The sequence below is a fragment of the Alteromonas sp. ABM1_013 genome (assembly GCF_056160505.1).
In genome coordinates this window covers 595882-616865 of record NZ_JBSWXH010000003.1, presented here as the reverse complement: position 1 = coordinate 616865, position 20984 = coordinate 595882, and the positions used below count along the sequence as shown (strand labels likewise).

21 protein-coding genes are annotated in these 20984 nt (G+C 41.9%); 2 read left to right on the top strand and 19 right to left on the bottom strand.

Annotation, left to right across the window (positions count from 1 at the left end; translation table 11 throughout):
• Positions 1-123 precede the first annotated feature (123 nt).
• Positions 124-1728, bottom strand: a complete 1605-nt coding sequence (zipA, locus tag ACXAGK_RS11075) for a cell division protein ZipA (protein WP_474856289.1) — start codon at positions 1726-1728, stop codon at positions 124-126.
• Between the two features lie 20 nt (positions 1729-1748).
• Entirely contained in the window at positions 1749-5270 is a 3522-nt protein-coding gene (gene smc / locus ACXAGK_RS11070; RefSeq protein ID WP_474856288.1) for a chromosome segregation protein SMC, read from the bottom strand.
• A gap of 266 nt (positions 5271-5536) precedes the next feature.
• On the opposite strand from smc, the gene cysZ reads away from it, so the two are divergent.
• A complete protein-coding gene (gene cysZ, locus ACXAGK_RS11065; RefSeq protein ID WP_474856287.1) occupies positions 5537-6274 on the top strand; it encodes a sulfate transporter CysZ in 738 nt (245 codons plus the stop codon).
• An 81-nt stretch (positions 6275-6355) separates the two neighbouring features.
• Here the strand turns inward: cysZ and ACXAGK_RS11060 are convergent, their stop codons facing one another.
• Complete coding sequence (locus ACXAGK_RS11060) at positions 6356-7987, bottom strand: SEL1-like repeat protein (protein ID WP_474856286.1); 1632 nt, start codon at positions 7985-7987, stop codon at positions 6356-6358.
• A 12-nt stretch (positions 7988-7999) separates the two neighbouring features.
• On the bottom strand, positions 8000-8902 hold the full coding sequence (gene nlpI / locus ACXAGK_RS11055; RefSeq protein ID WP_474856285.1) for a lipoprotein NlpI: 903 nt from the start codon (positions 8900-8902) through the stop codon (positions 8000-8002).
• Between the two features lie 136 nt (positions 8903-9038).
• Here nlpI and cdd point away from each other — a divergent pair, with 136 nt between their 5' ends.
• Positions 9039-9446, top strand: a complete 408-nt coding sequence (cdd, locus tag ACXAGK_RS11050; RefSeq protein WP_474856284.1) for a cytidine deaminase — start codon at positions 9039-9041, stop codon at positions 9444-9446.
• A 512-nt stretch (positions 9447-9958) separates the two neighbouring features.
• Here cdd and ACXAGK_RS11045 read toward each other — a convergent pair.
• The 15 genes from ACXAGK_RS11045 to ACXAGK_RS10975 form a co-directional block, all read right to left on the bottom strand.
• Positions 9959-11005: a succinylglutamate desuccinylase/aspartoacylase family protein gene (locus tag ACXAGK_RS11045; RefSeq protein WP_474856283.1), complete on the bottom strand. Its 1047-nt coding sequence runs from the start codon at positions 11003-11005 to the stop codon at positions 9959-9961.
• A gap of 147 nt (positions 11006-11152) precedes the next feature.
• The gene (locus ACXAGK_RS11040) at positions 11153-11866 is read right to left on the bottom strand and encodes a DUF4328 domain-containing protein (RefSeq protein ID WP_474856282.1); all 714 of its coding nucleotides are present in this window, start codon (positions 11864-11866) and stop codon (positions 11153-11155) included.
• A 146-nt stretch (positions 11867-12012) separates the two neighbouring features.
• Complete coding sequence (locus tag ACXAGK_RS11035) at positions 12013-13062, bottom strand: DUF2157 domain-containing protein (RefSeq protein WP_474856281.1); 1050 nt, start codon at positions 13060-13062, stop codon at positions 12013-12015.
• Positions 13063-13139: 77 nt separating this feature from the next.
• Entirely contained in the window at positions 13140-13397 is a 258-nt protein-coding gene (locus ACXAGK_RS11030) for a hypothetical protein (RefSeq protein WP_474856280.1), read from the bottom strand.
• A gap of 22 nt (positions 13398-13419) precedes the next feature.
• On the bottom strand, positions 13420-13644 hold the full coding sequence (locus tag ACXAGK_RS11025; protein ID WP_474856279.1) for a hypothetical protein: 225 nt from the start codon (positions 13642-13644) through the stop codon (positions 13420-13422).
• Positions 13645-13794: 150 nt separating this feature from the next.
• Positions 13795-14199, bottom strand: coding sequence for an MAPEG family protein (locus tag ACXAGK_RS11020; protein ID WP_474856278.1), 405 nt, complete (start codon positions 14197-14199; stop codon positions 13795-13797).
• A gap of 22 nt (positions 14200-14221) precedes the next feature.
• Positions 14222-14680, bottom strand: coding sequence for a hypothetical protein (locus tag ACXAGK_RS11015; protein WP_474856277.1), 459 nt, complete (start codon positions 14678-14680; stop codon positions 14222-14224).
• Positions 14681-14844: 164 nt separating this feature from the next.
• The gene (locus tag ACXAGK_RS11010; RefSeq protein ID WP_474856276.1) at positions 14845-15300 is read right to left on the bottom strand and encodes a nuclear transport factor 2 family protein; all 456 of its coding nucleotides are present in this window, start codon (positions 15298-15300) and stop codon (positions 14845-14847) included.
• A 358-nt stretch (positions 15301-15658) separates the two neighbouring features.
• Entirely contained in the window at positions 15659-16066 is a 408-nt protein-coding gene (locus ACXAGK_RS11005) for a hypothetical protein (RefSeq protein ID WP_474856275.1), read from the bottom strand.
• Positions 16067-16380: 314 nt separating this feature from the next.
• Positions 16381-16986: a hypothetical protein gene (locus tag ACXAGK_RS11000; RefSeq protein ID WP_474856274.1), complete on the bottom strand. Its 606-nt coding sequence runs from the start codon at positions 16984-16986 to the stop codon at positions 16381-16383.
• Between the two features lie 142 nt (positions 16987-17128).
• Entirely contained in the window at positions 17129-17530 is a 402-nt protein-coding gene (locus tag ACXAGK_RS10995; protein ID WP_474856273.1) for a hypothetical protein, read from the bottom strand.
• Positions 17531-17764: 234 nt separating this feature from the next.
• The gene (locus ACXAGK_RS10990; protein WP_474856272.1) at positions 17765-18658 is read right to left on the bottom strand and encodes a hypothetical protein; all 894 of its coding nucleotides are present in this window, start codon (positions 18656-18658) and stop codon (positions 17765-17767) included.
• Positions 18659-18796: 138 nt separating this feature from the next.
• The gene (locus ACXAGK_RS10985; RefSeq protein WP_474856271.1) at positions 18797-19393 is read right to left on the bottom strand and encodes a DUF998 domain-containing protein; all 597 of its coding nucleotides are present in this window, start codon (positions 19391-19393) and stop codon (positions 18797-18799) included.
• 73 nt (positions 19394-19466) lie between these two features.
• Positions 19467-19961, bottom strand: a complete 495-nt coding sequence (locus ACXAGK_RS10980) for an AAA family ATPase (RefSeq protein ID WP_474856270.1) — start codon at positions 19959-19961, stop codon at positions 19467-19469.
• Between the two features lie 67 nt (positions 19962-20028).
• Positions 20029-20874, bottom strand: coding sequence for a DUF1444 family protein (locus tag ACXAGK_RS10975; protein WP_474856269.1), 846 nt, complete (start codon positions 20872-20874; stop codon positions 20029-20031).
• Positions 20875-20984: the final 110 nt, after the last annotated feature.

The following is a 20984-nucleotide window of genomic DNA, read 5'->3' as shown; positions in this document are numbered from 1 at the left end:
ATTTGTAGCCTCGCTGTAGCGCTATTTAATAGAAAAGGACCTGGGTATGAGCCAAGTCCTTTTTATTACGCTAACACGCAAGCACGTACGAAGCGTGCGATATAGACAGTTGAATAGCTTACGTTAGCCGCGAGCAATCATACGCTTGCGTTCAAATTCACGAATTTTTTCAACGTATTGCTGTAAGCCTTGTTTAGTTAACACGCTTCGACGCCCGTCTAGTACCTGAGCACCAAACTCGTCTGCCAACTTACGAGCCGCGTTGTGCATCATATTGAATACTTGATGAGGGTCGCCTTCAATGGGCAATATCATAAACAAAGATACACCTTGGGTCTCAAAATTTTCTAGGTTATCAATATCAAAAACACCAGGTTTAAACATATTGGCTAGACTAAATAATACTGGACCTTTGCCATTGGAGTTTACGTGACGATGGAAGATATCCTGGTCGCCAAACTTAAACCCTAGTGTAAGCAGCATAGGTAAAAGCGCAGCACCAGAAATTGGCTCACCTTCTGGCGTTCTTACGTTCAACACCAATACTTCAGGTTCAACATTAGATGATTTCACCGGCTCAGAAGTGCTGCTCGCAGCGTCGCTGTGTGTATCATTTGCACTAAAGCTCTCTTCACCAAAATCAGTGTTACCTTGCTCACTGGTGTCGAAGTCAATGCGCATTTGGTCATCACCAAAATTAGGCTCTTCCCGCTTCTTAATCGGTGTTTTACTGCGCTTACTACGTGCAAAACGCCGCGGCTGTTCATTTTCTTCCTGGCTACCCCGTGATGAAGATGCATCGTCTTGAGCGTCTAAACTAAAGTCAGCGACTTCTTGCTCGTTTTTAGTTGGCGCTTGAACTGTTGCTGGTTCTTCTTCAAGCGTAGGGTCCACATAAAACTTTTGCGCAGGACGAACTGGTGCTGAATGAGTCTGTTCGGGATGTGCCGTTGTTTGATTATCAGAGTACCCGTTATTTGTGCTATTCGCGTTATTTGCGTTTGATGACGCTGTATAAGACGCGTCTTGCGTACTTTCTTCGCGCTGTGCTTGTGACTCTGACTGAGCTTCATCGTCGCCTTCTCGAAGCAGAAAACCTGGAGGTTCTGGGAAAGCAGCAACGTTGTCATCGCTTTTATTTGACGCGGTATCAATCGAGCGAGCCTGCCCTTTCATGTGTGGCTTGGGGTTCGTTACCACTGAACCATACAGTTTGGGCGCTTCTTGAGCGTCTTCTTTTTCGCTCCTTTTTTCGTCTTCTGTTCCACCCACTTTTACGGCTGGCGATATCGACGAATTATCATTGCTGCTGGCATTAGCGTGCTCTTCGCCAGCGTCGTCTTCATGGCTATGGATGTCACTCGAAGAAGCATATTGAGAAGAGTGATTGCTCTCATCGTTGCCGAATTTTTTACGTTCGCTGCCGTTATCTGGATTATTCAAAGTGTCATCAAACGATGGGCTCGAAGCTGCGCTGTTCTCATCTGCTCTATTATGCGAGCTTTGCGAATTGCTAACCACTCGAACCGCACCAATACCAAGCTCATCAAAGCCTTCCTGAGCTTCGGCTTCTATTTCGCTATCGTCGTCTTGCCACTGTCGGGGCTCTAAGCGCTCTTTTTCCGAAGGCTTTCCGTTTTTACGAATTTTCCAAATACCGTGGGCAAGCACAGCAATGATAAAAACCGTGCCTCCAAGGAGTAAAAATAGACGTAATTGATCTTCCATTTAATTTCTTTCGCCCTTTGTTATGCTTCTGCGAAGGCTACAGCTTCGTCAACGTCTACCGCTACCATACGTGAAACGCCAGGTTCCGCCATAGTAACACCGGTTAGGTGACTAGCCATTTCCATCGCTATTTTATTGTGGGTGATATAAATAAACTGCACTGTTTGTGACATTTCTGACACTAAGTTACAAAAGCGCCCTACATTTGCATCATCCAATGGTGCATCTACTTCATCCAGCAAGCAAAATGGTGCTGGATTTAATCTAAAAATAGCAAACACCAATGATAAAGCGGTTAATGCTTTTTCTCCACCGCTTAAGAGGTGAATCGTACTATTTTTCTTACCAGGGGGGCGAGCCATTATCGTCACCCCGGTCTCCAATAAGTCATCATCGGTAAGTGCAAGGTATGCTGACCCACCGCCGAAGACTTTAGGAAATAACATTTTAAGGTCTTCGTTAACCTGCTCAAAAGTGTTTGAAAAGCGCGTGCGGGTTTCTTTATCAATTTTCCGAATCGCTGATTGTAGCGTTTCCAAGGCTTCAGTAAGGTCGTTGTGCTGTGTATCTAAATGAGATTTTCTTTCTGACTGGGTTTCAAATTCTTCAACCGCAGCTAAGTTCACTGCCCCTAAACGCTGCAAATTAGCCTGCGTTTTTTCAAGGTCATCTTGCCAGCGTTTCTCTTCGGCTTCTTCGGGTAAGGTTTCTAGAATACTTTTCAGTGAATGCTGTGTTTCGTCAAGCTGTTCTAGGATCGTATTTGCGCGTACCCGATACCCTTCAATATCGATGTTAAGTTTATCGATGTTTGTCTGTCGGGTTTGAATGTCTTTACCTAGAGCCTGATGCCCTTTTTCAGCTTCTCGCAACCACTGTTCAATATCTTCAAGGCTGCGCTGCTTAGCGCTTTTCAGCTGTTCTAATTCCGCTTTATTTTCTAATAGAGACTGAAGCTCTGCTTCCTGAATTTCTTCCGGAGACGTAAGATGCGCTAGCTCTTTTTGCAATCTTTCTTTGTTCTTTATGTATTCTTCACGCTGTTCAAGGTTACGTGTAACCTGCTGACCATATAAGTTTTGATGATTTTCAAACTGCTGCTTTTTTAATGCAAGCTCATGATTTTGCAACGTTAATGAATCGACTGAGGCGCGCAATTCTGACGTAGTTCGCTCATTTTCTTCACGTTTGGTGTTAACTTCATCAATGTGCACTTCATATTCAAGGATTTGCGCTTCTTGAAGTTCTAATTTTTCAGACAGTTGCGCTAACTGCTCTTCTTCTTTAGCAAGCATTAACTCTTGTTTTGCCAATTCATCATTGAGTTTAGCGCTGCGAGTAGACTGCTGCTCTTGCTGCATTTCAAGTAAAGAGAGCTTGTTTTTAATCTGAGCCCGTTGATTTTCTTTTTCAGCTAAGGCGTTTTGAGCCGTATGCTTTTGAGCTTCGCTTGTTTCAAGAGCCTGCTTCGCTTCCTCAATGGAATGCTCAACTTCTTCAATGAGACTTTCAGCGGCCTCAATATCATCTGTAAGTGCTTTAATCTTGTTAGCACGCTGCAAAGCACCGTCATTCACCTCACCTGGTTTAACAACCCAATTGCGGCTTGCCCACAGGCCTGTAGGTGAAATTGCGCTAGAAAAGCCATTACCATCGCTTTTCATCTCGTCATCAGCTAAGTGTTCCACCTTACTTGTCAGGTCTTTATCGTCTTCACACAGGTAAATATCATCAAAAAATGCGGGAACCCGTGCGGGCGAAGTGTGGCTACCGCTAAGGTCAGTTAATAAAGCATTCGCTAAAGATCCAGCTTTTGCCGAAGTTACGAACACGCTTTCGGTGTACACCTTTATGCCGGTGGGCAGATGCTCTTTGTTTTTAAGAAGTTCTTGTACCGGGTAGCTTTTTGCGACCACAGGGTCTTTTGCGTGCTCTAATATAGCCTCAATACAGGGTGCAAGCTTTTGGCTTGAGCTAAATTGTTGCCAAAGCTTTTCTATTCCTTCTAATAGCATATCTTCGAAGCTAGAGGCGTCTTGCTGAAGCGCTTCTAATGCAGATTTGGTTGACTGGGCGGTTTGCAGCTGACCCAGCGCATCCCGTCGTTTTGCTTCAATGGTTTGCACTTCAGCATGTTGTTTTTGCGCATTCTCGCTAGCTGCTTGAACCGCCTGTTTACCTTCATCAATATCAAAATCTAGCTCGTTTGCTTGCTCATCTAGCAATGCAATTTGCTCTGAGTAATCTTCGTCATCGAGTTGTTTTAGCTCGTCTTGCAGTTCGCTAATACGCTGAGATGTACGAAGCTGCATACTCATTGTGGACTGAATTTGGCTATGACACTGTTGCACGTCTTGTCGAAGCTGGTTGTACGTTTGCTCTTGCTCACGTGCTTTTGCGTTAAATTCTCTTAGCGCCTGCTCAACGTCTTCAAAACGCGATTTTGCGTGTTCCAACTCGGCTTCTTTCAGTACAAGCTCTGGTTCAATGTTTTCAAGCGCCTCGTTTGATACGGCAAGTGCTTCCTGTGCCTCATCAATAGAGTGGTTTAGCAACTCATGCTGTTCGTTGATTCGCGCTAACTCTTGCTCTATTTGTCCTTGTCGCTGTTTAGCATGCAGGGCATTTTGTTCTAATCGCGTTATTGCATTGCTTGTGGTGAATAACTGCTGCTGCAGATCATCGATGACTTGCTTGGTCTCAACTTGTTTAGTTTTATACGATTCAAGTCCGGCTTCATCACCTTGTAGCCTGGCATTTAAATCATCAACTTCTAGTTGCAGTGTTTGCTGCTGTTTTTGCAGCACTTCAATATGCTCGCTATTTTTAAGAAATCTAATCGCCGCAAGCTGGCTTTTTAACTCACGAGCCTGTGCGCGCAACGTTTTATAGCGGGTTGCTGCGGCAGCTTGTCGCTGTAATTTTTCTAACTGCTTGCCAAGTTCATCGCGCACATCGTTCAAGCGTTCAAGGTTGTCTTGGGTGTGCCTTATTCGATTTTCTGTTTCTCTGCGACGCTCTTTGTACTTTGATATACCCGCTGCTTCTTCAATAAAAACGCGCAGTTCTTGTGGCTTAGATTCGATAAGCCGTGAGATCATACCTTGCTCGATAATGGCGTAAGAACGTGGGCCTAACCCCGTTCCTAAAAACAGATCGGTAACGTCTCGCCTGCGACATTTGGTACCGTTGAGGAAGTAAGTAGACGTGGCATCTCGGGTCACTAATCGTTTAACAGACAGCTCGTTATAGTTAGCAAATTCGCCCGCGATCCGCCCTGCACTGTTATCGAAAACAAGTTCGACGCTACACTGCCCCACGGGTTTTCGTGAAGATGAACCGTTGAAGATCACGTCTGTCATTGCATCGCCGCGTAGGTTCTTCGCTGAGCTTTCACCTAATACCCAGCGAACAGCATCAATAACATTGGATTTACCACAGCCGTTCGGGCCAACAATGGCAGTCATTTCCCCGGGAAACGGAATAGTAGTAGGCTCAACAAAGGACTTGAAGCCGGCAAGCTTTATCTTCTTAAGTCTCACGCATCATCCCTCTGGTATACAGAGTTGCCGGACAAAATCGTCATAGCTTCAGCCCAATACCCCATGGCGGGATGCTGAATTAGCAGATGATATGGAAATGATGTAATCACACAGAAGGTTCTTTTGTTATTATGTTTCGACTCTACCAAAACTAACAGCTTGTAACAATTACCATTTCAGCGAGTTAGGCACAGAACGCGCCAAGGGCGTATGATAGAGTAAATAGTTAATAAACAAAGCGTTTAAAATAACGCGAAGGAGTATGAATGAGTTCAGGTGGTGTACATTATTTCTTTGAAGGCTTTTCGCTTATAAAGACAAAAGGGCTAAAGCGTTTCGTGTTTGTGCCCCTCACTATTAACCTTATTCTGTTTTCCGTTGCTTTTTATTTCTTATTCGGCCAAATAGAAATGGGCATAGCCTATGTTATCGACCTTGTACCAGAATGGTTAGGCTGGATAAAAACGGCTATCAGTTTCTTCTTATGGCCTTTAGCAGTTATAAGCGTATTACTCATTTTCGCACTTATTTTTGGCACCCTGGCCAACTGGATTGCCGCGCCTTTCAACGGCGTGTTATCAGAAAAGGTTGAGCGTCATTTAACGGGTCAAGACCTGGGTGATGAAGGCGTTATGTCGTTGGTAAAAGACATTCCGCGCACTGTAGGTCGCGAACTGACTAAGCTCATTTGGTATTTACCTCGCGCCATCGGATTTTTATTGCTGTTCTTTTTTCTACCTATTATCGGGCAAGTGCTTTGGTTCTTATTTAACGCCTGGATGATGGCGATACAGTATTGCGACTATCCTTATGATAACCACAAGGTAGATTTCACTCGAATGCGCTTGCACCTTGGCGAACACAAAGGAAAAGCAATGACCTTTGGCATGATGGTAAACGTGTTCTCGCTCATTCCCGTGGTGAACTTCATTGTTATGCCGGTAGCAATTTGTGGTGCCACATCTATGTGGGTAAGAGAGCTGAAGCCTACGCTTCGTGGGTAGCGAGAAATAACCCGATGCAGTACCTGTGAAGGTGGTTGTTGAATAGAACTATGGCGTTATCAAAAAAGAGTGTGCGGCTGCTTATTTGGTGCCGGTAAATGCTTCGTACTCAGCTAGCCAGTGGGCCGCCTCTTTTTGATTACCGCTATTGTGAAAAGCTTGGAAGAAATTCATTGAGATGGGCCGCTGCGCATTTTGCTTTTCAAGCTGTTGCTGCCAAAGGACCAGATATAAAGGCGGGATCACACCGCTATCGTGGTGCTCCATAAAGGTAATTCTTCGGCTAGGTTTGTAGCTATTAAGCCCCAACACTGAACAGGTTTTAGCGCGAGCAATAATCGTTGCGGGGTCTATCGACAGCCAATTCTCTACCGTTTCATGCGGTGCATACCAATACTCAGTATCTACCACAACGTTGGGCGGTCTGAAGTCTTCAACTCCATCTTCATCGCACAGCTTGTTTGCCATACCCTTGCCAATAGGATATTCGTCAGCAAAGCCAGCAAAATGCGCTAGTTCGTGCACGAATACTGAATAAGCGTCACTAATATCCAAATACATTACACCATTTTGAACGTTCGCTTTACCCTGCTCCGCCACCACAACTGCATGGCTAAATTTACGCTTTTTGGCGATATTGGCTAACGGAGTAATATTGCACCCCAAGATACCCGCCCTTTTATAGTTAGCGTTACATTCCAGCACATCGGATTGAAGCCAAATAGGCGGTGTTAAACAAATAGAAAGGTTTTCAAGGCGCGAATCGTCGTTATATGACTGATAAAGTTCGTGCGCTCGCATGATGGTCGCCAAACTTGTAGCGAAAGGTTGAACACGCTGCAGGCAATTTGTTTGACTCTCCCAATCAAAAGCGCCAGATTGCTTTATTGCTTGCGTTACTGAATAGGGTGAATAAAGTTTGATGGCTTCTAGTGCTTTTTCCGCTTGTTGATGGCCTTTTTGCGCTGCAAATTTAAAATGCGATTTAGCTTCTGAGAATTCGCCCTCGTCCCACAAAAGCCTTGCGTACTTAAACGCACTTTGCATGTCTAAGGTTGCTGTAGCTGCCAGCAGAGGCTTAGCTAACTGCTGTTGACCGTGAAGTAAGTACCAATCGGCCAGTGCTGCCTGTGCAGGCAAATATTCTTGTGACGCTGCGCGTATCAGCCACTTTTCTCGCTTTTTTGGCGAATCGGTAGACATCGCGAAGGCCAGTTGTGCTTCAGCTACATCGCCAAGCGCTGCTAAGCGCATAAAACGCTCTGAAGCACCCTCTTCGCCTAAAATTTGGTACAACAGCCACGCAGCGTCGGCATTTTCTAGACTAACAAGCTTCTCCAGAAAATAGGTCGCCGTATCTTCGTCAGTAATAGCAGCAGAGGTAAAGCCGTTGTTATATGCGCTCTCAAATATCTCAAGCATATAGGCTTGGGCAGTGTCACTTCCCTGCTTTGAAGCCAACCAAAGCAGCGCTAGCGCGTTATCTCGTGGATTATTGTTTTTAAGGGTAGTATTAGCGCTATCTAGGGCAAAAGCATTAGACTGAACGCTGTCAAACGTGCCAGTTTCCTCGCCTTCTAGTAAGACACCATCTTCATTTTTATGTGATGGTAATAGCACGCTAATTGCGTTAGAGATAAGTTGAGGGGCATAACGCCCGCTATCGCCCGCAACAATAAGCAGTGCAAAGACTGCTAAAAATAAGCCCCGCATAATGCTTTGCGCTTACTCTTCGCTAACTACATCGTTGCTAGCTTGATTACGCAAACGATTAAGCTCCATTCTTGCGTAACGATGTTCTACGTAGTCGAACACGTTTGTACTTAGCGCAAGCTTGAAGTAATTAGATGCAATGCCGCTATTTCCGCGTAGGGAATGAAATTTACCTAAATAAAAATATGCTTCGCATAGTCGGTCGGTTAGCGCTTTTTGGCTTTTAACACCGTCTAGCAATGAGTTAAGTACATCGTTTTCATCTACAGTACCTAAGAATAGATCCACCAGCGAAGTTGCCCAATGCTCATTGTCTAGCGTAGGACGAATAGACGCTAAGTAAGTTTGCCCTTCCAGTTCTGATACATCGTAATGCGCGAAGTAAGCCCACAGCGCACGAAACGGATCGCTGTTATCTTTTTCAAAAAAGCGATTAAGATCGTCAGTCGCAAGTTCTGCGCGACCGCCATAGTAAAGCGCGATGCCACGGTTTAAGAACGCGAAATCGTACTCTGGGTTAATTTCAATTGTAGAGTCAAAAGCGTCGTAAGCCTGAATGAAGTCACTCTGCTGGATATAATGAATACCCATAGAATTATAGGCTTCTGCTAAATCAGGCTTTAAATTAATGGCCTGGGTGTAATCGAACTGCGCTAAACCTGCAAGACCTACGCTGTCGTAAAGCATGCCACGTTGAAAATGAAGTTCAGCTTTATCTTCATCCGAAAGCGCCGGGCTAGTTAGCACTTGATTATAACGCGCAATCGCCATCTCTGAACGAGGATTAATAGGTGCAGGCTCGGCTAGAAGCAAATTCCCCATTTGTGGTCTTTCTGAAACAGGGGGTGTTTGCGCACAACCGGTTAAAATAGCAGCGAATAGAGAAAAAAAGATGAGACTAACGTTTCTGCACATGGTAAAAAAGCATTCTATAAAAAAAGAAAAAACCGCCTGAGCATTTAATATACGCTTGTCCGCGGCGCTAATGCCGCCAACCTTCTCGCATTTGATGATAAAAGTAAAGCGTATTGGGTGGTTAACACAGGTAGCTATGAAGAAAAATAATTTAGAACAACTATCACAACTTGCTTTTGACGCACAGAAAAACTCTCACTCCCCCTATTCCAACTTTAAAGTTGGTGCTGCGGTACTTACGCCTAGTGGCGAAACCTTCTCTGGTTGTAACGTAGAAAGTGCTGCTTTCCCACTAGGGCAATGTGCCGAAGCCACCGCTATTGGCAATATGGTTACACAAGGTCAAAAGCGTATCTCACATATTGTTATTGCCAGCCCAAACGATGAATTTTGTTTCCCGTGTGGCGGCTGTAGACAAAAAATTGCTGAGTTCGCGCCAGATGAAACTCCGGTAACCATGGTTAGTCAAAGCGGAGAGAAATTTGAAACCACAATTGGTGAATTACTTCCCAATGCCTTTAGGGCGCACGATCTAGACAAATAGGTTTATCACGATACCTTGCAACAAACGAGGCTCTGGAAGGTTCCACATCTACCAGCCTCGTTTTTACGTTTCTAAGCATCAATAGAAGCAACATTTATAGCCCGTTTGTGGAAAGGCGCTTTTGCAAAAGACAATACGCTGTGTTGTACCAGAACTTGCGAATTAGCGCTTGGTAGAATTGTTGTTTGCATGTTGTTCCCCCTTTTTTCACTAAACGGAGGAACTGAATAAAAGGGGTGAAATATTTATTGTTTTTTTACAATTGCCCTTGCAGTTTCTACTGCAAGCTTGGCAGTCCTCTAGTCATTATTTTCATTTTGGCGCTTATTTAGTTTCGCTGCTGCCATAAAGCCAATAATAAAAATGGCGAAGATAACCACGCCTACCCAAATCAATACGTTAAAAAGAAAGTCCATGTTATTCCCTAATCACAGTTTTATAATTTAACTTTAACATTTATTTGATTGAGTAGGCGAATTAGATCACCCAGCCTATTTACTTCATAAACTATGTTATTGAGATTTTTCTATACCAATAGCCATTACAGACTGACCGTCTTTAACGGCTGGCATTTGATTAACCATCATAACCGTGCCATCAACAGGCGATTTGAGGGTTTCAACTAGATTTCCAAAATAGTCGGTGACCTTACCTATGTCTTGCCCAGTTGACACTTTATCGCCTATCTCCACTGAAGCCTTGAAAAAACCGGTTTTCGAGCTTTTAGGATATTTAATGGTTTCGTAGATAATTGGCTCAGGGTGCGGCTTTGGCTTTTCTGGCAACATCTTTAGAAAATACATAGCGTTCTTAGCCACCACTAGCGCTTTCGCTACAGACGCTTCATCTGTCTGCGCTAAGTGCCCTATTTCGGTAGTAAGGCCAGGCTTTCCTCTTGTCATCGCTGTGTTAGGGTATGAAATTGAATTGTTAGGATCTCTTGGGCGGTCGCCATACATGACAATATGCTGCATGCCAGTTGCTTTCGCGAATTCAAATGTTAAAGCGTCAAGTTCTTCGTCGCCCACAAAAGGAGAATATACATGATTCAATAAGGTTTGGTTTGCGCTGCCAGAATGCATGTCTATTAAATAGTCAGCTTTGCCAATAAACTCTCTGGTTAGCAACTCAGCAATTTGTTCTGTCGGTGTGCCATCCGCGCTCCCTGGAAACTCCCTATTCAGGTTTTTCTCATCTTTAGGGTTTAACGCAATTCTATTTCCATGAAACCCATCTAAGTTTGCCAAGTGCAGCACAACCAACACACCGCTTATCTCGTTAGGATCAAGGTCTTGCTGAAGTTGTTGTAGGGCATACATAGACGGGAACTCATCACCGTGAATACCGGCGGTAAGTAGCAGTACTGGACCGTTTTCCTTTCCGTTTATCACCGTCACCGGTAGCGTTATGCTTTTCTCTGTAGCAAGGTAGGACGCTTTCTGACCCGTTTGGGTGGTCACGCCCATCAATTCATAAGGTTCATTTGCGCTAGCGTTTAGGCTAAACGCAGAACAGAGAGAAACAAGAACACCTGCTAACGCTTTCTTTTTTAACGACATACTTAAAGACTCATTGGTAAATAACGCACTAGTAAGCCAGAACGTTTTAGGTTAATCAATAATAAGTATTTTAAAGCACCTTTATAAAAAAATACCCGCTATCAGCGGGTATTCCGTTATTCTAACGAAATAAAAAGTTGGTCAACTTCACTTTGCTGGCTCTAGGTTCGATACTTCGTTAGTTTCTGGCTGTTTATCACTTCGCTCGCGCATTGCTAGCTGCACATTAGAAACGTTTTTAATCAATAACCACGTAACAAGAGCTAGAGGAATTGAGATAACTTCTGAAGCCTGTGAGACCAAATTCACATTCATAATTTCAGAAATTTCTTCCGCCCTTCTGGACAATCGAAATGCCGCCTGCCCCGCTATGCTGTTAGCGATCCAAAAGAACCACCAAATGCCTAAGATTGAGCTAACTTTTTCAGCTGGCCAATTAGATGGGTTTTGGCTAGCCTGCCAAATTTCTTTCATCGCTTGATAGGGCTTCCAAAGCGAAACAATGGGAATGAAATAAAAACCTATCGACCAGCCCGGTGAAAACGCCATGTCTTTCGCACCTAGTTGACGCGCATTCTGATTTGCTTGATAAATCCATTTTAAAATTAAAATGCCAGAAACGATAAACACACCAAGGTAAGAAAAAGCGATAACGGCCTGTCTCATGTCATTAGCTTCTGCATCGGCCACCGCCATTTCTTGGCTAAAATAAACGCCGTTCTGGAAGTCTGTTAAAAGCTGGTACTCCATTAAATTTGAGCCTATAGCGACGAACGAAAGAACAACTTGAAACCATAGAAGGTACTTAATCCACGCCATTAGATTTGTAGGGTCTTTGAATTCTTCTTTTTTATCTGACATATCTATTTACTACCTTGCGTCTAGGCCACTTTAACAAGCTAATCTATCTGCTTTTATTGAGGCTATTGTTTATGTTTATTATTCGATATCTACTGCTATCACAATTAAATAGCATTTGTTTACTACCTGGCTTTTGACTAAGCTTTTTACCTAAGTCTGTTCTCTAAGAGTTCCTGAAACGGCTTTGGCAACGCATTACGGGCTTTACGCGTTATCTTAACCTCATGTTTTTGCCACAATATTCCTATATACACCACGCCTAAACCAATAGCCGTTAACGCAACAGGAAAAAGCCAACTGTCTCTAAACACATTCGAGGCCAAGTGGCCTAAATAGAAACAGCTGCCTAACGCACCAAATATCACAAAGACTTTCCGAACCAATAATGCGCCTAGCCCAACCATGACTAGGTTTATACAAAAATAGAAAAACTTTGAAAGTTCGCTGTCTGAGTTTTGGCTAGTAAGCCCGCCCCAAAACGCAATAACGCCGAACAAATATAACCAAAATGCGTAGTCGGCAGTGTACCTTGAACGTATATCGACCCAAAAAGCTAATAAGGTCATGAGTATGCCAAAGTACATAGATACTTGTGCGCGAAATTCCCACGTATGAGAGTTCCATATATCGTCTTGGTCGATGAAAAGCATGACGGCATCCATACTGATGTACCACAGTGTTACAGCAATAGGCATAATCAAAAATGGATACTTGTACCGCCAAGCTACTATCATGCCGGTCACCAATGTGCCAAGTTCCATGTACAACCACAGCCATTTAACGCGTGTATGAAACTGACGATAGACTGCATAGTCCTCGGGCCAAAGGCCAAGCCACTGTTGAAAACCGTAGATAGCAAGCGGTGTTAAACACACTACAAAGGTTGCGCAAATACCGGCAGGAATAATAAGGTTTTTATTTGCTAAAGAGTTAGTAAGCTTTATCCCTACACCAGCGTAGAGCAATGATATGAAGATTATCCCCAGCCCCCCAAACTGTTCCCACCCTAAATTCATAAACAAAGTCATGGCGCCAATAGCGATAAGGCCGCCCAAGTAATAGAGAATGTGGGTAAAGGTGAAAGCAGGAGTATGCTGGCTTTCTGCCTGAAAGAAGCTGTAGAGGTCAACGCCTTGCTGTTCAGAGATGATCTTCTTCGCTACTGCTTTTTGAATACTTGCTTTCGATACTTCCATGTACTTCTCTGAATTAGCTTGTAGAAATTAGAACTTTTACTTTACTGGGTTATAAGTAAAAAGCCAGCCTAGAGAAGTTACAGAGTATTACTCGTCGCTTTTTCGTAAGCCTTCTCAGATTTGTTCCACGTTAAGTGGCCAAAAGCGATACCTGCAATGGGAAAAATGACCAAAGCAATGATAGGACGTACCCAAATATTTTCTAATGGGTCAAGAAATTCCATTAGTAGGGCCCAGAGGATGGCAGTAGGTATGCCCCACCCTAAAACACCGTTTACTAAAACGAAGCGCTGTTTGCCTTTCTCTCGTATTTTGGCCCACTTATCCATTTTCATGTAAATATCCTTTTTCCAAATATTAAACAAACAGTACAAGGCAAACAAAAACAACTATAGAGCTAACTAAACCAACAGCGAAGGTTCTTCCTTCGTCTCTACCCGCTCGCGGATATTTGCCAAAGGTTAAAAGCTTAAGCACCACATGGCCTGTACCAGTTATCACGAAATCAACAATAGCATCTACGACTATCCATTTGAGGATTCGAAGTATAAAGCGGCCCAGCGGTTCTAAAACGTCTTCCATAACTTTAATGCTCTTTGTTGCTTTTATTAAACAGTGCTTTTGTTAAATAGTGCTTTTATTAAATAGTGCTTTTACTAAACAGTGGCTGTCTTTTAATTTTGTCGCTAACGACGCACTTTACTCGGCACTCTGGTTCGTCTAACGGCGAGACTACATGCCAATTTCACCAATAAAAATCAAGGCCCACATAGCCAACACAGCGACAAAATTGATGGTAAACACCATACCACGCAATCTAATATTGTTGGTAAATATTTGAACAATGCTGTGCAGCACTCTGCCAATTACAAATACCCAAGCCAAGTAGATTTGCACACTGTCTATTGGCTCATCCATTGCGATAAGCAATACAATGGCAATGTAAAAAAATAGTGGCCACTCAAATTGATTGCTTAGGTTCGCGCTGATTTTAGGCTGAATATTGCTGAAAGGGTTTGAACCATCATTGCTCTGCCCCACTCCCCACACAACGGGTGCGCGAGCTATGGTGAGTAATGCGTAAAGTACAGTGCAAAGAATTACATGCGTAAATAGTGGAAGTATTAAACTGGACATATTAATGGGCTACACATATTCGTTAGTCAAACAGCGCCAGCGAATCTAATTTAAAGTGATAAACAGAAAAGGAAGGATCTTCTTCTTTTAGAGTAATAGTTAGCATAGCGTCTCCATTCTCATATACTGCAGGTACTGTATAGGTAACAAAGGTGCCCGAACCTCCCCCTACAAGTGCTCGTGATGTCACTGTGTTAAACTGATACTCACCAATTTCAACTAACTTACCCATTTTTGATAAAGCCCTTATGAGCCTTTCTAGATCGCTCTCATTAATATTTTCAAGCTCAGATTCAGTCAGATATCTTTTAAACGTTTTTAATTCCCATGTGGAAATATCTGCTATTGCAGTATCCATATAGGGAATGGCTGTTTCTTCATACTGAGAGGATTTATAGCCTGACCATACAGCGACTAGGGTAAACAAAACGACAAGGGAGAGTATCGCGATTCCAAATCCCTTTAAAATTTTCTTGAACATAATTTTCCGTATAAAGCGCTGTATTGAATAGCCTAAACATCTATAGGTTCGCAATTAACCGACCAAGTTTCGAAGATTAGCGCAAAGCCTAAACTCTTCATGACTGCTTACTAGGCCAACATCTCGATAAAGTAAAAAATAACACTATGATTGATGCCTTACCATTACTCTTCGTATTTTCTTATCACAGCGACTTTACCATCTTCAATCTCTAGAACTTCCAATGTTTGATACTGGAGTTCAACTAGCTCTTTGGTTTGTGGGTGAATGCCCTTACTCGTTGTAGTGTATGAAATAGCTACCGCATTGTGCGCAGGTATAATGTGGTTAAGTTGGGCGGTATAAGAGACGTGTGCACCTAAGTAATAAAGCATCCCCTCGCGAATGCGCGCTTTACCATCGGGCATGCGGGAATCGTCAGAATCGTACGGTAAATGCTGATGAGCGACGTCACTACTAAGAAACGATAGATATTTATCTAAATCATGCTCTGTAGCATTTGGAGATTGCGTTGCTGACCACGCATTAAAGTATTGTCTGCCAAGTTTTTCTAAATCAGTTTGTGCAAATACTTGTATCGACCACAAATAAATAAGCGCTGAAAGTAAAACGCTTTTCATGAAAACCTCCCTGTTGATTTTTGCTCAAACGCTAATCTAGGTTTTACTTATCGCCCTACTAACATTTGAGCTTCAAAGCTTCGATAGCTCGTTAACGTTAGTTGAAAATAGCATAACAAACATTGCACGGACACTATAAAACCATGAATATCGAGTAGATTAACAGCCAAAGAATCTGGCAGCCGTAACTTAGGCATTGATAGAGCCCTAGTACAGTTTTTCGTTCAAGGGATTTTGCTAGTTTATAAGAAACGAAGGGACAAAGAAGCCTGTCCTGTTTAATTACCTAAAAGCTGAAAGTGATACGAAAGACAATCAACCGCATATTCTCCTGATTAAACATCTTGGCTTAAGCACATTATTTTATAGGTTGACGCTCAATAAGCCTTCCTTGCATAGTAACTCCTACGATGTTTTCAGGATTATCAAGGAAGAATATAAAAACCTGCATGAATTTAAGTTCATTGCTTACCAAACAATCGTATTGTTTTAAAGTAACATTCTTAATACCTAACTCCATGTTTCTATTTTTAGATTTAAACCAATTTTGAACTTTAGACGTTGCTTGGTTTATATCTAATAGAGGTACTTCGGTTTCAATTAACCCCAGAATATCATTATGGAAATCACTCTCTATAAAGTACATACCTTCATTGTTTCCATTCACCATTAAGGGCATCTTTAAACAATCAAACCTCTCTCTTTCTGCATCACCAAATGCATTAAATGGTAATATACTCGCCAATAATATGAACAGATATCGCATAACTACCCTGTGTTATTGTTTCGGCAAGCCCGCGAGAAAAATTATTCGATCGTTATTCATTACGTTGGTCATTGATACAATTAATGTAACCGTCAGCACTTTCTTTCCAGCTTGGTTCTGTTTTACTTAACCTTTCAAAAAGTTTAAGGGCGTCGTCATGTTTATCGAGCTTGTATAAAGCCCGTGCTTTAGCCCACACGAAGTCAGACTCTCCATGAATGAATAGTGCCAAGCTAAATGGGGCAATCTTAGTCTACTAAAATTAGCGGCTAAGGAGCGCAACCTTGCTGTTTTGCGACCTTTTGGGTAACTTGTTATTGTGCTTTCTTGAGATCAATGATTATAGTGTCCGTTCTAGAGTATGTAGTTCCTTTGGCTTCCTCATTAAGAAAAATTCTTACATTTTTAGAAGCATATTCGACAACATAGGCTTTTTTATCCACCTGAGTTACTTTATCAGGAATACCAAAAGGAGTAATAGCCCACTCTACTACTGAGTCAGCGTTCATAGAGTCAAATAGCTGCTCGTTATTTTTATAATCGCTAAATACATTATGTGGGGCTGTTGAAAGTAGAGCTCTTTCAGATTTAGCAGGGGAATTTATACAGCTAAACTTATAACTAAGTGCGAATTGATCTTGGCATCCATATGTTCCGCAATTCATGCCTGGTATTTGACTTTCGCTAAACATTGAACCACTTTTAGTTTCTACAATATTAAAGTCATCCCCACATACTCTTTTAGCAAAAATATGCATTAGTTTTTTATTTTCTTGCGTCGCTCCTGCTGTACCACCATGAATTTCTGCATAATACACATTATGCTCTATCTCCATTGCTCCTTGCCTAACCCAAGTGGCACAGCTAGTTAACGCAACAACACTAATTAATACTATCCATAACCGAATAAAATACTTCATTCACAACCTCCTTAAACAGTGCGAATAAGACAGGTATGAAATTTGTAACTTTGTAGCGAAACAAGCCTGTCTTGTTTACTCATTTGTTTAGCTAACGCAATGGTGCTAATAGATGTTTGTTAGTGTTACGCTCACTCGGTAGTTACCTATTATTTTTAATTGGAAATTTACCTTTAATTGCAAACCAAATACCTGGAAAGCCAAAAGCGAAAAAGAATAATATCGCATTGAATAAAGATGGTTCAGATCTCTTGCCTGATATTAACTCACCATTTCCTAGTTGCCCTAGTAAATACCAAATAGATAACCCAAATACAGTTAAACCAATTACTCGACCTAAGTAATTACGTAACTTTCCAGTAGTGATACACATTACAAAAATGGTTAAGCAGAAAGCACCAAACAAATAAATTCCGATTGGCTTACTCATTTCTGGCGCAATTAAAATCATAACAACACCAAACAACCCTGTAATACTACCGAGTAATATTCTAGATAAAGGACTTAACCCTTTGTTTAGGACATATTGACCAGATTTGTACATACTTTCCTTGTAACCCTAATGCTCCATAAAGAATGTAGCGAAACAAGCCTGTCTTGTTTACTCATACTTCATGTGACTTCCTTGTTTCGTTCTAGACGGTTTAATCATGGATAAGGCGTGTATTAGTACTTGTACGCCATAAAGATGCCTGTCTTGTTTAATTTGTGCTTAGTTTTACTCAAACGCTAAGCTAGGTTTCACTTATCGCCTTGCTAACATTTGAGCTTCAAAGCTTCAAAGCTTCGATTGCTCGTTAGCGTTAGTTGAAAAAGAACATAGTTGTCGTTTTATTGTTTCTATTAGTAAATCAGGTGAGTCTACACCTAAGTATACGGCATGCTTACCGTTTATAGGTGAATGTAGCTTTATTTTCACGTTAGGTACACCCGAATAGTTAAACCGTTTTATACCCTTATCTCTCCTCACGAACGTTGTGTTTGTGCTGATATCAGAGATGTTTGAAAAAGTGATTATAAACGGTTGAAACAACCCGTATCGAACAATGAGGTTATCTTTATAAATCGAAATGGGCCGTATTTCCACAGCTTTATATTCAGCATAGAAAAAAGCTAACCCAAATAGAGTAAAGGCCGAAACTATGTTGGCAACTGAGCTAGACCAAATAAAATGTAGTAGCAGATGCACAAGCGGCAACTCGATCATCATGACCACAATGAAGCCCATCAAATTACTTTGCGCACCATCTTTTTTATAGTAGTAAAAATGCTGATTACCTAAATATGTACTGCTTTTAATACGTGAAGCGAATAATGCGAAGGACCACATACGCCCCTCAAACTGAAGTAAGTTACTAAGCAATGATGAGCCAAAGATACGTTCTATAGGTATTTGCAATGCTAAATCGGGGTCTTCTTTTTTAATAAGAAGTGCGCGAACTGCAACACTTACCGTTATTAAGGTACCTATTTCTATTGCTAATAAAGCTCCGATAGCAAAGTAGCGGCCACTTTCAAGGTAGTGAAACATCACCTTGTTTTGTTCTGGAATGATAATGGCGCCAATAAAAACCGCACTACAACACAATATAATGGCTTTCAAAACCGCTTTTTGCTTATCTGGCTCGCACAAAAAACACAGGACTGGCAGCACTAGTAAGGCGTCTAGCATAAACAACCACTCGTGCTTTTCATCACCATAGTCGTTGATAAAGTTCGAGGAGGAATAGTAAAACCACTACCAAAGTGATGCTAAGCATAAGAAAGCTAGAGGGATAGAGCTTTTAAAGCGAGTGTTCATTGTACGGCTCTATAAAATCATGAATATTGAGTAGATTAACAGCCAAAGAATTTGGCATCCGTAACTTAGGCGTTGATAAAGCCCTGGTACAGTTTTTCGTTCAAGGGATTTTGCTAATTTATATGAAAAGAAAACGCAGCCAATAACGCTTAATGCAGACAGGAGCCTCAGCGGCCAAGCATAGAAGCTAGAAAAAGTAACGATCAGCGGCGCCACGATAAACGAAACTAACATTATTAGCCCTGACCACGTATGGATTTTACAACTTTTCGAAGGTGTTGTTGTATATGGGTCGGCGTCCATTGGGAAGTAGCCACAAACCCAAGTACAGATGCCATGAATTATTGTCATTGCACCGATAACCATAGTTGGCATATGGTCTGGAACTAAGTTGATGATGTAATACCCAAACAGAGCGAATAATAAGCCCAACGGGTAATTATTGATTGCAGGAGAGAGTTTCTGTGTTGGACTACCAAACGCACCAAGTTCACTACAAAACTGCTTCGTATGGCTATAGTTTGGATAAAAACGAGAAGCGATGTAAATACCTAAAACTATCCAAACCGATGCTGCTACCCCTGTAAAAGATAAAAAGCTATACAAGATGGTGTCCTCCATGATTTTATTGTGCTTAAAGTAGTTAAGCGAAGTCCCTATCCATAAGCCGAAAAACGTTTTAACTGGCTTGGTACGGGATATTTTTCGTTATCATTTTTTTATTGCCGCTATAGTTTTCAAAAAACTGCTGATGAGCAGTATAAGAAAACGTATCGTCTCTTTTTGTATATTGGGCAATCCAGTCGATCAGCATAGGTAAATTATTATCTTGCGCTTGTTTGGTATCGTATTTATGGGGCTCCCAAGGTCTTGCTTTCGCGTTAGCGATACACAACTCAATGGGTAAATTCATAAATATAATTTCTGAAGACTGCCCCTCTACAAGCTTAAGCAGGTCTGTGTAACACCCTTCAATTACCCAAGTTTCATTAGAAACGGTAAAAGCCTGTATCTCTTGATCCGACTCTTTAATCGGCTTTCTTTCTGGTGGGCTTGAGGGCTTCCATGCAAGGGTATCGAGATCTAAATGTGCTAAACCGTGAATTTCACACAAACGACGCGCTAGCGTAGATTTGCCAGACCCGGAATTTCCGAATATTAAAATTTTAGTCACGGTGTTTTCCTTGTTACCTTAGCAAAAGGCATCGAGAAACGCTTATTATTATATAGCGTGTACCCGGCTAATCATGAAACTTAAGCCATTTCTCATCTTTGCGAATAAACCCAGTTTTTGTTACTGAATGAGGCCACTGATTTTCCGGGTTGTGCACTATCCCTTTCACCGTTTCTATACTCTCCGTATCCTCTGAACCCGTTACAATTACAACGTCTCTAGAGGGTACATAAACAACTATATCGCCTTTCACCGGAAAGTTTTCTTTCGTCCAAAGCGCATCATAAATTAGAAAAGACGCTTCGTAAGTGCCATCTGCCACAATCATCGAGATGGTCGAAGGGTTTCCTTTAATTTGTAGTGACTCAATAGCATTCATCAAATTAGACATTGAGAGGTCCCTAAGCTCTTCCTCTTTTACGTCTAAGTTAGCAATGTCTTCTTTCGGTATGAACTTGATAGATGAAGGTGTATCAATGGCATAAAGAATATAGAGAACATCATTTAGTTTTTCATAAAAGAAAGGCAGCTCATCTTCGCTCATCAATTCAGTTATATGGTTTATATAACCTGAATCTTTTATTACGGGAAAAATATTCGCTTTATCTATGTTGGCTTTAGCGTCATTACTGTTCTTTGTTAACGCACTGATGTACGTTTCTATAATTACGTCGAGCTCTTCTGGGTCAGAAAGGTAATTCATATAGGCATTATCGAGATATGCGGTAGACGTTCCTCCACCACTGTAAGTCATCTCAACCTCTAGACGGCCTTTTATTCGCGCGCTCACAACCTCTGGTTTGGTGGTAACAGCCTTCACATACCTTTGAGTAAACGCACTTTCATCTAAATTGCTTTCGGCAACCACACTACTTATAAAAAAGCATAAAAACGCTATTATGAATGTTTTCATTTTCCATATTTTTCTTTTATTAGCACATCAAAATATCGAGTATCGTTTGGGCATTCTTCGCTGTTTTTGGCGAAATCGCTACTGCACCCTGGGTTGCAGAATCCAACGGT